The organism is Pseudomonas syringae group sp. J309-1, from assembly GCF_032582135.1.
GTDB lineage: Bacteria > Pseudomonadota > Gammaproteobacteria > Pseudomonadales > Pseudomonadaceae > Aquipseudomonas > Aquipseudomonas quasicaspiana.
The window spans coordinates 153,559-167,616 of the sequence record NZ_JAWHNU010000008.1 but is presented as its reverse complement, the minus strand read 5'-3'; the positions used below and the strand labels follow the sequence as shown (position 1 = coordinate 167,616).

The following is a 14,058-nucleotide window of genomic DNA, read 5'->3' as shown; positions in this document are numbered from 1 at the left end:
AGGCCAGAGAGGCCAGCACATCATGCGTTGGCTGGCGCAACCTCCATCTCAGCCACTTCCGGACGCTTGAGCAACGCGTAGGTCACGCCTGTCACCACGCTGCCCGCGACAATTGCCAGCAGATACAGCAGCGCATGATTAATGGCATTCGGGATCAACATCACGAACAGGCCGCCATGCGGAGCCATCAGCTTGCAGCCGAAGTACATCGACAACGCACCGGTCAGCGCGCCACCGGCAATACTTGCCGGAATCACCCGCAGCGGATCTTTCGCAGCAAATGGAATCGCGCCTTCGGAAATGAAGCACAGCCCCAGAACAAACGCGGCCTTGCCCGCTTCCCGCTCGCTCTGAGCGAATTTATGGCGGGCGATGAAGCTGGCGATGCCCATGCCAATCGGCGGAACCATGCCCGCAGCCATCGCAGCTGCCATGGGCGCGTAGCTCTGGGACGCCAGCAAACCTACCGAGAACGCATAAGACGCTTTGTTGATCGGGCCGCCCAGATCGACACACATCATCGCCCCGAGTAACACGCCCAACAGAATGGCGTTGGTGGTGCCCATGCTGTTGAGGAATACCGTCAGGCTTTCCAGCAGCCCTGCGACAGGCCCGCCCACGGCGTAAATCATCAGCAGGCCGGTGATCAGACTGGCCAGCAACGGAATAATCAGAATCGGTTTGAGCGCCTCAACGCTGGCAGGTAAACGCACGTAGCGATTGATCGCCCAGGCGCTATAGCCCGCGATGAAACCCGCTGCAATCCCGCCAATGAAACCTGCGCCCAGGGTGCTCGCCAACAGACCACCGATCATGCCCGGGGCCAGGCCTGGACGATCGGCGATGGAGTAGGCGATGTACCCGGCCAGCAGCGGCACCATCAACGTAAAGGCAGCGTCACCCACCTGTTTCAGAATCGCAGCCAGTGTGCCTGGCTCCTTGAAAGCTTCAATGCCGAAAACAAACGACAGTGCGATGAGCAAACCGCCCGCCACCACCATCGGCAGCATGTACGACACACCCGTCAGCAAGTGTTTGTAGACACCGGTTTTCTCCTGCTTGGCCGGTGCGGTCGATGCACTGCCAGAAGACTCTACCTGCCCCTCAGCAAGCGCTTTTTTCAGCGTGGCGTCGGATTGCTTCAGGGCAATACCGGTGCCGCAGCGGTAAATACGTTTGCCCGCAAAGCGCTCGGTAGCCACTTCGATATCGGCCGCCAGCAACACCACGTCAGCATCGGCAATCGCCTGGGCACTCAGAGGATTACGTGCGCCCACCGAGCCTTGAGTCTCAACCTGAAGCTCATAACCCAGACGTTTGGCTGCCTGCTGAATGGCCTCAGCGGCCATGAAGGTGTGCGCAACGCCCGTCGGGCATGCGGTAACCGCAACGATGCGCGGTACTGCGCCAGTCGCTGCAGGCGCTACGGCAGCAGATGCCTCGTAGACTTTGGCCTGCTCGGACGCGCGATGCAGGAAGCCGTCCACGTCTTGCAGCGCGTGAGCGGGAGAATCTTGAAAAAGACGCTTGCCCACAAAGCGGGACAGATCGACTTCACCGGTGTTGACCACCAGAATCCAGTCGGCGTCAGCAATTTCCTGAGCAGACAAAACCTGTGTCGGGTTGCGCGGATCAAAGACCTCGACGCAGGTGCTCCAGCCCATACGCTGGGCGGCGGCATCCAGCAGCCTCGCACTGAGAACGCTGCTGACCTTGCCGTTCGGGCAGGCTGTCACAATGGCTAATTTCATTACCTGGCCTCTCTTATTAAACAGCGCATAACCAAGTTGATTGGAATGCATTCTGTAGGAGCTGCCGAAGGCTGCGAAAGCGGCGTGTCTGACACACCTGATCGCAGCCTTCGGCAGCTCCTAAACCGACCATGCAGTGGCCGGTTCCTTTATCTTTCCGCCAAAGTGCGAACGTTCACGCCGCCTTCGAGCTTTTTAAGCTGTGCATTATCAGTAATGCCAAATCCGATCTGGGTTACCGCCATGGCGGCAATTGCCGTAGCAGTGCGCAGGGTTTGCTGAGCCGGATGGCCGCTGAGCAAACCGTGCACCATCCCCGCCAGCAGCGAATCCCCGGCACCTACCGTGCTCGCGACGGTGACTTTCGGCGGCAACGACTGCAACGCGGTCTCGGCGCTGAACCAATGCACACCTTCGGAACCCTGCGAAATCACCACATGCTCAATGCCTCGGGCGCGCAGGCTGGCTGCGGCTTCGGCCTGAGCGGCGATGGAAATGATCGGGGCGTCCAGCGCATCGGCCAGTTCTTCGGTATTGGGTTTGATCAACCACGGACCTGCCGCGAGACCGGCACGCAAGGCCAGGCCACTGCTGTCCAGGGCGACTTTCAGACCAAGATCTTTCAGACGGACCAGCAACTTGTGCAGCCATTCCGGGCTGACACCGCGCGGCAGACTGCCCGCAACCACGACGGCATCAAACTGCGTCGCGATCTGCTCAACACGGGCATACAACGCTTGCTGTGCGTCCTCACTGACCATGGGGCCGGGGCCATTCAGGTCGGTGATGCGTCCACTCTGCTCCGCCAGCTTGATGTTGCTGCGGGTTTCACCCGGCACGCGAACGAACTCATCGACAAAGCCGCGACGCGTAAACAACGCCTCGAACGGTTGCTGATTGTCGACGCCGAGAAAGCCAGCGACGGTTACTTGATGCCCCAGATCAGCCAACACTTGGGCAACGTTCAAACCTTTACCCGCCGCATGGCTGAGCATGGCTTCACTGCGATTGACTTGCCCGAGCTGCAACGGCCCCAACTGCACAGTCAGGTCCAGCGCGGGGTTCATGGTCAGGGTCAGAATCTTGGCCATTACAAAGCCTCCACAAGGGCACGCACTTCGGCGGCGCTGCCCACCGTCAGCGCGGTTTGCGCCAGTTGCTTCGCCGTACTCAAATTCAATTCACGCACGCAGGCCTTTACTTCACCGATGCTGCGCGCCGAAACACTCAACTCATCCACGCCGAGGCCGACCAGCACCGGCACTGCCAACGGATCCGCCGCCAGTTCGCCGCAGATACCAACCCACTTGCCATTGGCATGGGCCGCACGCACGGTGATGTCGATCAGCTGCAACACCGCCGGGTGCAGGCCGTCAGCCTGCGCCGACAGGGTCGGGTGGCCGCGGTCGATGGCCATGGTGTATTGGGTCAGGTCGTTGGTGCCAACACTGAAGAAGTCCACTTCTTTGGCCAGCACGGGAGCAAGCAACGCGGCCGACGGTACTTCGATCATGATGCCGATCTGCAAGTCCGCAACCGGGATTTCTTCCCGAAGACGCAGCGTCATGTCCCGCGCCTGACGCCATTCTTCAACGGTGCCGACCATCGGGAACATGATGCGCAGCGGACGATTGTCAGCAGCGCGCAACAAGGCGCGCAGCTGGCTTTCCATGACCTGCGGACGTTGCAGGGTCAGACGAATGCCGCGCACACCGAGGAACGGGTTTTCTTCTTTGTCGATGGGCCAGTAAGGCAGTGGTTTATCGCCACCGACGTCCAGCGTACGAACCACCAACGGGCGGCCTTGCAGGTCGTCCAGGACGCGGCGGTATTCAGCTTCCTGAGTGGCCTCGTCCGGTGCCTGCGAGTGAGCCATGAACAGCAACTCGGTGCGCAACAGCCCGATGCCTTCCGCACCCTGCTCTACCGCAGCCGGCGTACCGGCGCTGTCGCCAATATTGGCGAACACTTCAACCGCATGACCGTCAACAGTCAGTGCAGGCTCCATGCGTTTGGCAGCAGCGGCTTGCAGACGCTGTTCGCGGTTGTCGCGATCTTCAGCGGCGCGCTGCAGCGTCTCGGCATCTGGCGCGACAGTCAGACGACCTTTCTGGCCGTCGAGCAACAGCACCGTTCCCGGCTTGAGCAACAGCACGCCATCACCGGCACCTACCAGCGCAGGGATGCCCAAGGCACGAGCCACAATCGCGCTGTGCGCCGTGGCACCGCCACGCGCAGTCAGGATGCCAGCCACTTGAGCGGGATCCAGTCGCGCCACATCAGAGGGGCCGACTTCGTCCATCACCAAAATGTAGGGTTCGTCCGGGGCAGCGACGTTTTCGATACCGCAAATCTGTGCCAGTACGCGACGGCCAACGTCGCGCAAATCCGCTGCCCGCTCAGCCAGAAGCACGTCCTGCAGTTGTTCTTGCTGACGCGCCGCGCTGTCGATCACATTGTCCCAAGCCGCCGCAGCGCTCTCGCCCTGTTTAAGGCGCAAAATGACTTCGTTGATCAACTCAGGGTCATCGAGCATTTCGACGTGGGTAATGAAAATCTCGCGAATCGCCTTGGCCTTGCTGCGTTCAATAAGACCCTGAATGTCCTGACGCACTTCGGTCAGGGCTTTTTCCAGACGCTCGCGCTCAATGGCCGCCGACTCGCCCTGCAGCGGGTAATCAAAAGCTTGCAGCACCTGAATATGTGCTGGGCCGATGGCGATGCCCGGCGATGCCGGGACCGCAGTGATCTGAGCACCATCCAGCGGCGCTGGCGTTTCCGGAGCAACGACTGCGGCAACGGGTGTCGGCGAAGTTGCGGTCGGTAGCGGTTCGACTTCTTCGCCCAGACCTTGCTCGACGGCAGCCAGCAAAGCAGGCAGCGCATCGGCGGCGACACTCGGCTCGGCAATGAACTCCAGCACCTGGCCACGGCGAGCGCCCAGGCTCAGCAGCTTGCTCAAGCTTTTGGCGGAGACCGCACTCTCGCCGGTGTCCAGCACACGAACGCGAATATCGCCTTCAAACTCCTTGGCCAGTTGCGCAAGCATCTTCGCCGGACGCGCATGCAAGCCATGGGCGTTAGCCAGCGTCACGTGTTGTGTTGGCCATTCAGCGGGCACTTCGCCGCCCAATGCTTCAAGCACCGCACGGTTGCTGGTGGCCTGGCCCAGTTCGTGGCCTCGACCTTCAATCAGCAGGGAGCACAAACGCTCAAGCAACGTCTGGTGCGCTTCGCCCAGACTGGCGAGGCAGAACAACCCGGTGAGCGGCTGACCAAGATAACGAATCGGTTTGTCCGGCGTGACGAACGCCAGGCCTGGGCGTTTGACGGTCTGTTCGCTGTGCAACCACCACAGGCCATCACCCAGAGACAGGGCTTCAACCTGCTGGAGCACGGCAGCAAAGCCGTTATCGACACAATCGGCCTTACGCAGCAAACGAGCGCCACGCCAGACCAGTTCCTCGAAATCGTCCGCCGTAACCCCAAGGCTGATCAACTGGCTATCAAGGGCCAGCTCTTGCGGCGCGCCTTGCAACAGCTTGAGCAGCGCTTCGGGGCTCTCGGCCTGACGCAGGGCTTCACCAATATCGTTTTCGCCAAGGGCACGCGTCAGGAGTTGCAAGAGGCGTAAATGCTCGTCGGATTTGGCAGCGATACCAATGGCCAGATAGACCATGTGGCCGTCGCCCCAATCCACGCCCTCGGGAAACTGCATGAGGCGCACGCCGGTGGAAAAGACCTGGTCGCGGGTTTCGGGGGTTCCGTGGGGGATTGCGATGCCCTGACCGAGGAAGGTCGAACCTTGTTTCTCGCGGTTCTGCAAACCGGTCAGGTAGCCGTCGGCAACCAGGCCATCGGCAACCAGAAGGTCAGCAAGCAGTTGCAAAGCGGCGGGTTTATCCGCGGCCGTCTGGGCCATGGATATTTGCTCAACAGTGAGCTCGAGCATGCCTGTCTCCTGTACAGCGCGGGCACGCGCCTGATTCTTGTTTTAAGGACGATCACGGTTTGATCGACAGCTTAGGTGATGAAACAGATAAACGATCAAAGGTATGCCTATGACAACAGCAACGAAAAAAGTTGCTGAAACGTTTAATCTAAGTTGCCGCACGTTACTCGATTATCTCTGCAGGTTGAAGAGCACGAGGTCCAATGTAGCCCGGCTAACGCAAATAAACCTGAGAACATTGAGGGTGGACGATGGTCTGCTGTGCAGATCGGCCGCTTTCGGTGAGAATCTTCTCTGATGAGGCATCCATAACAAAAGGAATCACGAGTGAAGCTCAGTGATATTGCACGTCTGGCGGGAGTGTCCGTCACCACGGCCAGTTACGTGATCAACGGAAAGGCCGAACAACAGCGCATCAGCAACGCCACCGTCGAGCGCGTTCAGGCGGTCGTTGAAGAGCACGGCTTTCGCCCCAACCCTCAGGCCGCAGGCTTGCGCAGCCGCCACACCCGCACCTTGGGATTTATCCTGCCCGACCTGGAAAACCCCAGTTACGCGCGGATCGCCAAACTGCTGGAACAGGGCGCTCGGGCGCACGGCTATCAGTTGCTGATCGCCAGCTCCGACGACGACCCCGTCAGCGAGCTGCAACTGCTACAGCTATTCCGCGCCCGTCGCTGTGACGCGCTGTTTGTTGCCAGTTGTCTGCCCGCCAGCGATGACAGCTATCGCGAGCTGCAGGATAAAGGCATGCCGGTCATCGCCATCGACCGGGAAATGGACGCCCGACATTTTTGCTCAGTCGTCAGCGACGACCACGACGCCAGCCTGCAACTGACCCGTAGCCTGCTGCAAACGAAACCCCGACACATCGCGCTGATTGGCGCCCGACCCGAGCTGAGCATCAGCCGCGCCCGGGCCAGCGGTTTCGAGGATGCGCTGGCAGGCTTTGAAGGTTCGGTGATCATCGAGCACGGCGAGGCGTTCAGCCGGCAATGCGGTCAGCAATTGATGCAGGATATTTTTGAGCGACTGGGTGATTTCCCGGACGCGCTAATCACCACCTCATACGTCCTGTTGCAGGGTGTTTTCGATGCGCTGCAAAGTCGCGCCGTGAACCCGGCGCAATTTCATCTGGGCACATTTGGTGATACGCAATTGCTGGACTTCCTGCCGCTGCCGGTCAATGCGATGGCTCAGCAGCACCAGTTGATTGCCAGCGCTGCACTGGATCTGGCTTTGGCTGCGATTGAAAAAAATCAGTACGAACCGGGTGTACATGCCATCGTGCGGACGTTCAAACAACGCATTCACGAGGACTGAATGTGATGCTCATTGACACCCACACGCACCTGGACTTCGGCGATTTCGATGCAGATCGAGCAGCAGTTCTTGACCGCTGCCGACTGCTCGGCGTCGAGCGCATGGTGGTGCTGGGGGTGTATGAGCGCAACTGGCAGCGCATCTGGGACCTGACACTTGCGAACCCCTCGCTGTACGCCGCATTCGGCCTGCATCCGGTGTACATCGACGAGCATCAGCCGGAACATCTCGATCAACTGGCTGACTGGTTGACTCGCCTGCAAGGTCATCCGCAGTTGTGTGCGGTGGGGGAAATTGGCCTGGATTACTACGTCGAAAGCCTGGACCGTCAGCGTCAGCAGCAGATTTTCGAGGCACAGTTACAACTGGCCGCCGACTTCAACCTGCCCGCACTGCTGCATGTCCGTCGTAGCCACGCCGACGTGATCGCCACCCTCAAACGCTTCAAGCTCAAGCGCAGCGGCATCATTCATGCGTTTGCCGGAAGTCGTGAAGAGGCTCGCGAATACATCAAACTGGGTTTCAAACTCGGCCTCGGTGGTGCCGCGACCTGGCCTCAAGCGTTACGCATGCACCGGGTCATCGCTGATCTGCCGCTGGACAGCATCGTGCTGGAAACCGACTCACCGGACATGGCACCTGCCATGTATCCGGGTCAGCGCAACAGCCCGGAGCATTTGCCGGATATCTGTGCGGCGTTGGCCGGATTGATGGGTATTGCGCCTGAGCAGTTGGCTAAGGCGAGTACCCGGAATGCTAAAGAGTTATTTGCCTGGACTTGAGTGAAAACGGTCTGCCTGTGGGAGCGAATTCATTCGCGAATACGGTATTTCAGGCAATAAATTATCAGCGTCTGAACCTGCCTCTTCGCGAATGAATTCGCTCCCACAGGCTTGAGCCCGTCGATAAATAATCGTTAAACCAACAACGTCCACAACGCAAACCCGGCGTACCAGACAATCGCGGCGCGGATGAGCAACTCCCAGAGCACGTCCAGGCTGTTGACGCCTTCCGCCCCCACCACCGGAGCAGGAACTTCACCGGCCACGCAGCCGACTTTGGCAATCAGCTGAGCGGCGCTGATATCCCAGCTGAGCAGTTCATGCAGCATCACCCGAGTGACCGCAACGAAGTTACCCACCAGCGCGAAGCTTGCCGCCAGCAGACGTACCGGAATCCAGTCGAAGGCATGGCGCAGTTGTGCAGCGTTTTCTGCCACGCCCGGGGTCTTGCCATGCTCAGCAGCCAAGGCCAGCAAGCGGTAGGCCAACGCGGCTACCGGCCCCAGCAGGAAGTACCAGAAAATCACCGCAAAGAAACTTTGATAGGCCTGCCATAGCAAGTGGCCCTGCACGCCTTTGAGCAGGTCTTCGCTGTTATCGGCCAGCACGCCCATGTCGCGCTCGGCAACATGTACCGCAGCCTGCTCGTCTCCGCGGCGGCAGGCGTCACGAAACGGCCCGAGCGCGGCAATCAGATCGCCACGCCCCAGGCTGTAAATCAACACCAGCAGATGCACCGGCAGTGCCAGCCAGCCATTGGCGACCGAGCCCAGTACCACCACAATCAATGCCACCAGCAGGACCGGCAGCAACACGCTCAGCCCAAGAATCAACCAGGGGTGCGACGCCATCCGCGGACTGGCTTCAAGCCTGGCCAGTTCAGCCCGCCAGATACCGTCCCGCTGGACACGCTCACGCAACGCCGAAAACTTCTCGATCAAGACCGCCAGCAGTAACACCAGAAAACTCATTTACCTGTTCCTCACTTCAAGCCTGCAAGGCCGCTTTGAAACGCGACCAGTCAAAAAACGGCCCCGGATCAGTCTTTCGACCCGGCGCTATGTCGCTATGGCCACAAATGCGTGCGCTGCTGATCGCCGGATACGCTGACTGTAGCTGACGGGTCAAATCAATCAGGGCGGCGTATTGCGCATCGGTGAACGGCTGCTCGTCAGTGCCCTCAAGCTCGATGCCAACGGAAAAGTCGTTGCAGGTTTCCCGTCCCTCGAAAACCGATACGCCTGCGTGCCAGGCCCGATCCAGACAGGAAACGAACTGAGTCACCTCCCCGTCCCGCTCAATCAGAAAATGCGCCGACACGCGCAGATCTGCGATCCCTTCAAAATACGGATGCTCGGTGACATCCAGTTGATTCTGAAAAAAAGCCTGCACCTTGCCGGTCTTGAACTGGGCAGGCGGCAAACTGATGTTGTGAATCACCAATAAAGAGATTTCACCCGCAGGGCGCGCATTGAAGTTGGGCGATGGGCAGTGATGGATGCCATGGCACCAGCCGCTTGCACAATCGAGCTGCATGAATGTTCCTTGCACGGATAAATCGACAGGGACAAGTATGCCCGCTATGAAAAAAATAGGGAGGGTGTAAATGGATGAGGATTGGGTAGGAAGAGTCTGGTGCGGCATGCCCTGAATGCTGTTTATGTAGAAGAGCAATCCAGTGAGACCGAATTTATTCGGGAAGGCGGTATTTCAAACAATACACAGGCTGCGGATGTACCGGCCCCTTCGCGAATAAATTCGCTCCCACCAGAACTCTATGGCAGGCCAACACAGAATCTTCTACAGGGTTGCATTTCTGCCTTACGCGCCCTTGAGCTTGCGCAAGTTACCCATCACCGACTCCAGCGCCCGGTCAAACAGCAGCGCGTCGTCGAGCATGCGGATAGTGCCGCGGCGGAACTCCATGGCCAGACCCACACGGGTCTTTTCCAGGACTTTCATGCCGGTGCGGTTAACGAATACATAACGACCGCTTGGCTCGACGATAGCCGCCAGCTTGCAGCGCAATTTATGTTCTTCGTCTTCCTGAATTTCTACCCAGCCGCCCAGACGCAACTTGTCGACCTGAGCCAGACCCGCATCGTCTTCCGGCAGACGCGACGAAACCGGCTCGTTGAAAACTTGCTCGCCCGGAGCAATCAAAACGATCTCTTCGACCACCTGAATCATCGCCGGGCCGTGCGTTTCCTCGGCTTCAGCAGATGCGGAAGAGCCGTTGGCCGCATCGTCCTGAGCGCGCGAGAAATGCTGAAACGCCTGTACATGCAGCACTTCCAGCTGACTGAAGAACTCGCTGGTCGCAAACGGATCGAACGCGGCGCTGGTCAGGCCTTCACGCAGTGCCTTCAGCAAGCCAGGCACGAGGTCCAGCAGACGCTGTCTGGCCTCTGGCTCCTCATGCAGCTCAACGCTCCAGACCAGATCATCCATGGCGGCCAGTCCAGCTTCCCACTCGGGAGAATCATCGCCGTGCTTGAGGCAAGTCAGCAGCAACACTTTACTCCAGGCTTCCTGCAGCAAACGCACGACCACTTCAGGCAACACCTTGCCGAGCAGACGTTGATTCAACTCCTGCTGCACCCGCTGACGGGCCAGCTCGGCGCGCGCACGGCCTTCTTCGGCATCACGGGTGCGCTGTTCAAGCAATTCGCTACGGCGGCGCTCATCGCTGGTGAAAGCGAGAAAATCCACCAACAGCTCAGAGAAAATCGCCGGATCATCGACAAAGTCATTCAGCAGACGCTGCACGATTTGCTCGACGCGGACATACAGCGAGTCGCGCTGATAGTCATCACGACCGCCCCAACCCAATGCGGCAGAGGCGATTTCGTTGAGCAGACGCCGCGCTGGGTGGCTGCCGCGACTGAAAAAGCTCTTGTCGATCACCGCGACTTTGAGCATCGGGATTTGCAGACGGCCGATCAGCGCACGCAGTGAAGGCGGCAGATTGCGGTCATCGAGAATGAATTCAAACAGCATGGCGATCAGGTTGATGACGTCTTCGTCACCCACGCCCACCACGCGGAATTTGCCGCTCTTGACGCTGACACGAGTCAGCAATTGCTCCAGCTGGTTGCGCAGATCGAAGTCTTCCGGCATCTCCGACGACGGAACATATTGCTGCATGTGCGACAACAGACGCAGCAGGTCCTGGCTGGAAATCGGCCGGGCTTCCGCACTGGCCTCATGACGCGGCACGAGATTACCGCGCACTTGCAGCAACAGCTCCTGCAATGCAGAGAAAGCGTCCTGCACACCTTTGTCCAGCTTGTCTGCGGTCTGCGCCAGAAGCGGGTCGGCAAACGACTCGACGCTACGGCCAGGACGAGTGCTGCGATCAGTGGAGCGACGCGCTGGCACCGCTTTGAGCTCAGGCAAAATGCCGGTAGCGATCAAAAGCTGGTTAGCCTCGCTGTACAGATCATCGGTGTCAGCCAGAACATACTTCTCAAACAGCTTGAGCACGATCAGCTTGACCTTGATACCCACGCCAAGGCTACGCCCGGCCTGCAGGAAGTAATCACACAGCATCGCCGGACCCATCGGGTTGGCTTCGTTGGTCAGGGGCTGAGTAACCAATTGGTTCAGACGGGTGGTCAACTGGGCAAGCGCAGTGCCGTCACGGCTGAGCACCTTGGTGACCATCGCATCGACGGCCACAGTCTTTTCCAGGTCGTCATTATGAACCAGTGACAGTTTGTCGAATGACACCGGCGTCGCGATTACGGGCTCGGAAACCTGATACTGGCCCAGGCGCAAGAAGGCGTCATAAAACTTGTCGAGAAACGCGCGCTCGATGCTTTTGCGCTTGAGACGCAGGTCGCGCATGGCTTCAAAGAAATTGTTCTGTTCGGAATTGCTCTGCGCACGGTCCGCCATGTCAAACAGCGTGTCGTCGGCGTTATCGAACAGTTCCTGCAACGCTTCCTTGAGTTGCTGAGCGGCCTTGTCACGAACCTGCAGCAATACAACAGGCAGGCGCGCAAGGGGCGAATGAGACGCCAGGTCGGGATTAGCTTTAGTTAACGGCACAACATTCTCGTCGTTTTGCATCAAGCCACCTGCCAGGCAACGCCATCGATCCCATCACAAGCCGGGCCATATCCCGGGCATGTGAAGCGACCCCCCTATTCATTTCGCCACATGTCAAATCTGTGACGTCAAATACAAGTCGCAACATTTAAAATATATCCGATCTGCCAGAGATGTCTTGTTCTTTACATTTCGTCTCCGGCTAGCGGATTGACGCGTGCAGAGGTAGACCGCGAAAAACGCGTTCTATCGCAATGAAATGTAAAAAACCGACCAACTGTCATCCGTTCATGGACTGGCAAACGCCCGCAGTAGATAGGGTGCAGTGAGTTCCGTGGGCAACGTGCCTTATACTCGGCTCACCTGAATGGAGTCCGCCATGCCGAATCTACAACTCGCCACCCTCACCGCAGAAATCGAAGCCAACGTACGTCGTGCGTTGCTGGAAGACGTCGGCAGTGGCGACATCACCGCCCAATTGATTCCCGCTGAACGCCTGGCCAAAGCCACGGTGATCTCCCGGGACGCTGCGGTTATCGCCGGAACGGCGTGGGTAGATGCGGTATTCCGGCAGCTGGATCCGCGGGTCGCGGTGCACTGGCAGGTGATGGACGGTGATCGGGTGCAGCCCAATCAGCCGCTGTTCCATGTCGAGGGCCCGGCTCGCTCACTGCTGACGGGCGAGCGCAGCGCACTTAACTTCCTGCAAATGCTCTCAGGGGTTGCAACTAAAGCCCGGCATTACGCTGACATCGTCGCCAATACTCAGGTCAAATTACTCGATACCCGCAAAACCCTCCCAGGCCTGCGCCTCGCACAAAAATACGCCGTAACCTGCGGCGGTTGCCACAACCACCGCATTGGTTTGTTCGACGCCTTCCTGATCAAGGAAAACCACATTGCAGCCTGTGGCGGCATTGCCCAGGCCATCACCGCCGCGCACAAGATCGCGCCGGGTAAACCGGTAGAGATCGAAGTAGAAAGTCTCGACGAGTTACGCGAAGCGCTGGACGCCGGAGCGGACATCGTCATGCTCGACGAACTCAGCCTGGACGATATGCGCGAAGCCGTGCGCCTCAATGCCGGCCGGGCGAAACTGGAAGCCAGCGGCGGTATTAACGACGATACATTGCTGGTAATTGCCGAAACCGGCGTGGATTACATCTCGATTGGCGCGATGACCAAGGATGTGAAGGCGGTAGATTTGTCGATGCGGTTGAGTCTTTGAGGTAAACCCGGACTTCCACAACGACACAAAACCTGTAACCCCCCGTCGCGCAGCAAACACGCCCCCTGTAGGAGTGAGCTTGCTCGCGATGGCGGTGAGTCATTCAGTAAGGGACTGCCAGACAGGACGCCATCGCGAGCAAGCTCACTCCTACAGGGTCTTGGGTTGGCACCGCGACCGCGGGGTGTCAGTAACCTTTGCCTGGGTTCAGCCTGCTCAAGGGCATCACGCATCAGCTATACCGCACAAACGCAAAAGCCCGATCCAGATGGATCGGGCTTTTTGGGTCTGCGGTGCCGAAAACAGGAATCGAACCTGCGACCTTCGCGTTACGAGTGCGCTGCTCTACCGGGCTGAGCTATTTCGGCCACCATTCACACTAAATACCCTAGCTTTCTAGGGATATTACGATCACGGCGTAGTAGTAGTGGTAGTAGCGGCCGCTGTGCGGCAAGTACTTGGACGCAGGTTAGCAGCGATTGTCCCGCCGCAAGCCCAAACCAGGTTTTTCGTCGTAGTATCCGGTGTAGGGATCAAAGTAAGAGTACTCCCGTTTACTCCGGCAGCAGCGGCGGAGGAACCCGTAGCTGTTATCACGCCGCTACCACCAATGCTTACGCTGGCTGTGTATTTCCCAACTCCGCCAGTATAACCCGCCGCAGCGTTGTTCGCAGGAAGAGTCCCGGTAGTTTGATACGCCTCAGCGACCGCAAGTTTAGCGCCGTCTGCAAGAGATATCAGCTCGGCAACTTGCGCACGAGCTGTATAGTCCTGATATGCGGGAAGGGCCACCGCAGCAAGGATGCCAACGATAGCCACGACAATCATCAGCTCAATCAGCGTGAAACCTTTTTGTACTGTTTTCATTGGTACTGCTCCGGTGCGTCAATAAGGTGTTGCGTGCCTGTCCCAAAGCATAGGTCATGCCAAATACTCTTCAACCCTCCTTTATTGCTAATTCTCCAGCCA

The 14,058-nt window shown here is 58.7% G+C and carries 10 protein-coding genes and 1 tRNA gene; 3 read left to right on the top strand and 8 right to left on the bottom strand.

What is annotated here, in order from left to right:
* Positions 1-20: 20 nt before the first annotated feature.
* The 3 genes from RX972_RS07290 to ptsP form a co-directional block, all read right to left on the bottom strand.
* Positions 21-1,751 carry a PTS fructose-like transporter subunit IIB gene (locus tag RX972_RS07290; RefSeq protein ID WP_231667857.1) on the bottom strand — a complete coding sequence of 577 codons (1,731 nt, stop codon included), beginning with the start codon at positions 1,749-1,751 and terminating at the stop codon, positions 21-23.
* A 149-nt stretch (positions 1,752-1,900) separates the two neighbouring features.
* Positions 1,901-2,842, bottom strand: coding sequence for a 1-phosphofructokinase (gene pfkB / locus RX972_RS07285; RefSeq protein WP_027902208.1), 942 nt, complete (start codon positions 2,840-2,842; stop codon positions 1,901-1,903).
* On the bottom strand, positions 2,842-5,703 hold the full coding sequence (ptsP, locus tag RX972_RS07280) for a phosphoenolpyruvate--protein phosphotransferase (RefSeq protein WP_231673098.1): 2,862 nt from the start codon (positions 5,701-5,703) through the stop codon (positions 2,842-2,844). Before ptsP ends, pfkB begins: the two co-directional genes overlap by 1 nt.
* A gap of 327 nt (positions 5,704-6,030) precedes the next feature.
* On the opposite strand from ptsP, the gene cra reads away from it, so the two are divergent.
* Complete coding sequence (gene cra, locus RX972_RS07275) at positions 6,031-7,026, top strand: catabolite repressor/activator (RefSeq protein ID WP_099270980.1); 996 nt, start codon at positions 6,031-6,033, stop codon at positions 7,024-7,026.
* Positions 7,023-7,808: a TatD family hydrolase gene (locus RX972_RS07270; RefSeq protein ID WP_316873698.1), complete on the top strand. Its 786-nt coding sequence runs from the start codon at positions 7,023-7,025 to the stop codon at positions 7,806-7,808. The genes cra and RX972_RS07270 overlap by 4 nt, the downstream gene beginning before the upstream one ends.
* Before the next feature lie 134 nt (positions 7,809-7,942).
* Here RX972_RS07270 and ampE read toward each other — a convergent pair whose 3' ends face one another.
* The 3 genes from ampE to RX972_RS07255 form a co-directional block, all read right to left on the bottom strand.
* Positions 7,943-8,779, bottom strand: a complete 837-nt coding sequence (gene ampE, locus RX972_RS07265; protein ID WP_316873690.1) for a regulatory signaling modulator protein AmpE — start codon at positions 8,777-8,779, stop codon at positions 7,943-7,945.
* 16 nt (positions 8,780-8,795) lie between these two features.
* A complete protein-coding gene (gene ampD, locus RX972_RS07260; RefSeq protein ID WP_027902203.1) occupies positions 8,796-9,344 on the bottom strand; it encodes a 1,6-anhydro-N-acetylmuramyl-L-alanine amidase AmpD in 549 nt (182 codons plus the stop codon).
* A 285-nt stretch (positions 9,345-9,629) separates the two neighbouring features.
* Positions 9,630-11,882 carry a DUF1631 domain-containing protein gene (locus RX972_RS07255; RefSeq protein ID WP_316873688.1) on the bottom strand — a complete coding sequence of 751 codons (2,253 nt, stop codon included), beginning with the start codon at positions 11,880-11,882 and terminating at the stop codon, positions 9,630-9,632.
* Positions 11,883-12,240: 358 nt separating this feature from the next.
* Between RX972_RS07255 and nadC the strand changes: the two genes are divergently transcribed.
* The gene (nadC, locus tag RX972_RS07250) at positions 12,241-13,089 is read left to right on the top strand and encodes a carboxylating nicotinate-nucleotide diphosphorylase (protein ID WP_316873687.1); all 849 of its coding nucleotides are present in this window, start codon (positions 12,241-12,243) and stop codon (positions 13,087-13,089) included.
* Between the two features lie 294 nt (positions 13,090-13,383).
* Here the strand turns inward: nadC and RX972_RS07245 are convergent.
* Together RX972_RS07245 and RX972_RS07240 are read right to left on the bottom strand one after the other, a co-directional pair.
* Positions 13,384-13,457 (bottom strand) — tRNA-Thr (locus RX972_RS07245).
* 43 nt (positions 13,458-13,500) lie between these two features.
* Entirely contained in the window at positions 13,501-13,956 is a 456-nt protein-coding gene (locus RX972_RS07240; protein ID WP_316873686.1) for a pilin, read from the bottom strand.
* Positions 13,957-14,058: the final 102 nt, after the last annotated feature.